A 3,741-nucleotide genomic window follows, 5' to 3' on the forward strand; every position below is an offset into this window, starting at 1 on the left:
AACCAATTGTCCGGGACTTAATGAAACGGCTGTCCGCGACTTAGTGAAATCGCTGTCCGGTTTTGCCGAAATCCGCAACAGCGTTGGCCGCTGCGGTGACGGTTTCGGGAGGATTGGCATCCGCCTCAGGTCTGGAGGAAACCGGCGTCTCTTGCCTTGAGGCATTGAGGGCAGGGGATGCGGAGCGATTTCAAGCGCTGGCGATGGAGATCAGGGCTTGGCGCAACGTATGGGACACAAAGGCTTTGATGGCGGCGAGCGAGTGTTTGTCGGAAGGTTACGGAGAGAAGTGGGTATATTCGGCCTTCCGGGGTCAATTTTTCAATGAAGCTGAAGAGGCTGAAAAACTGAAGGCTGCCGAGTTGAAAGCTGAGAGAGCAAGGCAAGCGGAGAGGGATAAAGCAGATCGGATTGCAGAAGAGATGCGCCAATTAGAGATGAGGAGGGCGAAGCTCAAGGAAGATTATAAGAAAAATGCTGCCTTGGTCAGTTCTTTGGCATACGAAACATGCGCAAAGCTGTTGTTCACTGACAAGGAAAGGGCGCTAATGAACCAAGTTTGCTTGGATAAGTTCACTCAGTTTGGGTTGCCTAAAACAGAGTAGAGGCAGAGAAAATGACTACAAACAGGAAGTTTTGATGCGTTCCTTAATTTTGACTGTCGCCTTCACGGTGTTGCTTCAATCTCAAGCCGAAGCTCAAGAAAAACTATTGCGTGAAGTCGAACAATGCTTCAGCTACGCTACTCTCACAGTCAATGCCCGGCAAGAACGAATCATCATTCGGTATCAGCCAGTCCAAAGCCCAAGCGGAAAATTCTTGCTTGGTTATGTGTCGCTTTTCGAGCCAAAAAAACCGAATCCTGACCAGTCAATTCTGTTCCATATGGTGCGTAAAGCAATACTGCTTTGTTCGCGTTTTGCATTTGACGGAGTGACTGAGGTTTCAGAACTCTATTGGTTCGATATTGACATGAGACGTTCAGATCCAATCTCATTCCTCAAAAAATAGAGGCTTGGCCTTCAATATGGTGAAAATGGTATTTTGGCCGAAGACGTGACGGACAGCCGTTCGCCGTCTGACCCGTCAGTATCTTGGACGCGGGCAAAAATGCTCGGTTCTCGACAAAACGGAGAATTTAGCTGTCTACGGCAACGAAGCGCTTCATGTCATGAGAAAACCACCTAGTTTCATGGTCTTGCTGGAAGATTGATATGTCTGGCTGGGACCGCAGAAAATTATTATTCTGTTACCCCAGATGTTACCCTGACCCAAAAACAAAAAACCCCGCCGAGGCGGGTTCTTGTGTAGCTTATTGATCTCAAAGAGATTAATTGGCTCCGACGGTAGGGAACGGAGCCAGATTTTATCGTCTAGCAAGTATCTGATATTAAACCAGAATTTTTGAGCGGTCGATCGGTGGTGTCACAGTCAGGTGTCACAGTGTGCCACCCGAGCACGGATTTCAATCTGGTACTGCAATCTGGTTACTTTTTCGGATGATCCCGATTTGGGCGTCCTTTTGATCGGGGACGCCATGCGCCTCGTCGGCGCAATCATATGAACAGTTTCAAGCGGGCTCAGGACGATGATGTCTCTATTCGAGCGTCTCGCCTAGGAACAAAACAGTTCGAAGGTTTGGCTGCTGCGGAACGGAGAACTGAACAGGCCTTCTTAGGCTGCGAACGTCTGGATGATGTCCGGATCGGGACCCGCGTTGATGTTGTCGGCCCTGTCCTGACGGGTCCGCAGGTCGCGCGCCGACGGTGCATGCGGCTGTTCCGGCGCGAGGGTGAGAAGGGCGGCACCCCGGCGCCCGTCTTGACCTACGGAGGAGATTGCGGCGCTGTCCTGATCAAAGGGGGCCACAGTCACAGGCTCCAGTCCGGCCATCGGCACCGGCACGACCTGTGCAACCAGCGCCTCCAGCGCGGGTCCGGTCAGCACGCCGGTCCGGACCAACGCCGTGGCCATATCTTCCAGCACGGGGCGGTTGGCCTCGACAATCCGCAGGGCGCGGGCCTGGGCCTCCTGGAGGCGGGCTTCGACCCGCGCCCGCAGGTAGGGCTCGATGCGCAGGCGGGCCAGCACCGTTTCTGGATCGCCCAGCCAGACGAGGTCCTGGCCCAGTCCCCATGACAGCTCCATCCCGGCCGCCGTCTGGCTTGCGCGGGCAAGGTCGCTGGTGCTGTCACCGCCGGCCCCGCCAGATGGCTCACCGAAGATGGCAATCTCCGCAGCTCTTCCCCCTAAATCGTTCGCAAGCGCATCGATGAGTTCCGCCCGGCGCTGGCCGCGGCGCAGCAGGAACTGCTGTGTTACCCCTCCGCCCCCCTGAATTGCCAGCATCTGCGGACGGGCGATACCCGTTGCGGCTCCGACGACGGCATGACCCGCCTCGTGTACCGCGATCTGCCACTGCAGTTCCGATGATACAGGCGGCCGCAACTCGTGCAGGGTGGTCTCCAGGTGCTCCACGCCAAGCGGGCGCTTCTCGCGCCGGGCCAGTGCACGGGCGGACCGGACCCAGGCGGCGATGTCTGCCCCGCTCATCCCAGTGGCCTTGCTGCCAAGACTGGTCAGGTCCTGGTCCGCCAGATCGGGCCACGCCTGCCACCGGATCGCGGCGGGGAGCAAATCGTGGGTAGGGTATCCAAGGCTTAGAACCTTGTCGAAGCGCCCGGGCCGACGGATCGCGCGGTCGATCCGGTCCACATGATTCGTCGCGCCCATGAGGACGACGCCCTCGAGCCCCTCGAAACCGTCCATCGCGGCCAGAAGGGCCGTCACCACATACTCGGTCCAGGTCCTATTGGTGTCCCCCACGCGGTCGCGGTCGCCAACGGCGTCGAGCTCATCGATAAACAAAATCGACGGCGCCGAGGCGGCGGCTTTGCCGAAAGCCTCGCGCATGGCCTTGACCACCTCGGAACCACGGCCGCCCTCCGCGCTCCAGTCCGCGATCGAGCCGGAAACCACCGCGATTCCAGCCGACCGGGCGATGAGGCGTGGAACTTCCGTCTTGCCGCAGCCCGGCGGGCCGGCGAGGAGGAGGCCACGCGAGACGTCCTTCCACGGAATCTCCCCGGCCTGCCAAGCCCGCAAGTCAGCGACCATTTGCTCGACGGGTTCGCGCACCTCCCGCGGCAGCGGGAAATCGGCCAGTCCCGGCCCCTCAGTGGCGGCGGGCGTCGTGGCCGCGACCAGCGCCGCGATGGCACCATCCCGCGTCGGGCTACGCAGGGCCAGCACCAGATCGTCCGGCCCCAGCCCCTTGCAGAGGGCGTCATCCGGCAGGCGGGTGAGGGCGGCCGTGTCACCATCAATCCGGTCCCCCGTATCGGGGTAGGCGTCGGTGAGGATCCCGGCCAGCATGGCCCGGTCGAGGGGGGCGAGGTGCATCACCTGCGGCTTCAACGCGCGTAGCGCCGAGGGCAGGGTCCCGGCCGCCAGCGCCACCGCGACAATCGCGCGTCGCGTCTCCAGCGCCGTGCGGACCATGGACACGAGCTGACCGACCGGGCCCGCGCCAGACTTGCGGGCGTCCTTGGACAGCACCGTCTCTTCCGCGCGCACGGCGAGGGGAAGGGGCGCATCATCCGGCCAGAAGGGGGCGCGGGCCAGGAGGTGATCGAGGAGCTTGTAGACGGTCTCATCCAGACCGGGCGGAACGTGTCAACGACTTTGAGACAGTGGCCTTTGGAATTTAGGCTTGGGTTTCTTCGGTTGGTTTTGGTGGGT

3 protein-coding genes are annotated in these 3,741 nt (G+C 60.0%); 2 read left to right on the forward strand and 1 reads right to left on the reverse strand.

Annotated features, from left to right (window positions below):
* Nucleotides 1-62: 62 nt before the first annotated feature.
* Nucleotides 63-605, forward strand: coding sequence for a hypothetical protein (locus ACEN2R_RS20780; RefSeq protein WP_442044828.1), 543 nt, complete (start codon nt 63-65; stop codon nt 603-605).
* Nucleotides 606-639: 34 nt separating this feature from the next.
* Nucleotides 640-1,011 carry a hypothetical protein gene (locus ACEN2R_RS20785; RefSeq protein ID WP_442044830.1) on the forward strand — a complete coding sequence of 124 codons (372 nt, stop codon included), beginning with the start codon at nt 640-642 and terminating at the stop codon, nt 1,009-1,011.
* 663 nt (nt 1,012-1,674) lie between these two features.
* Here the strand turns inward: ACEN2R_RS20785 and ACEN2R_RS20790 are convergent.
* Entirely contained in the window at nt 1,675-3,558 is a 1,884-nt protein-coding gene (locus tag ACEN2R_RS20790) for an AAA family ATPase (protein ID WP_442044832.1), read from the reverse strand.
* Nucleotides 3,559-3,741 lie beyond the last annotated feature (183 nt).

Origin of the sequence: Pseudogemmobacter sp. W21_MBD1_M6, from assembly GCF_052119585.1 — a bacterium.
Taxonomy (GTDB): domain Bacteria; phylum Pseudomonadota; class Alphaproteobacteria; order Rhodobacterales; family Rhodobacteraceae; genus JBGQOJ01.

What these genes read in the sequence shown, in the direction of transcription:
- ACEN2R_RS20785 (WP_442044830.1), top strand. Translation starts at nt 640, where the DNA reads ATGCGTTCCTTAATTTTGACTGTCGCCTTCACGGTGTTGCTTCAATCT.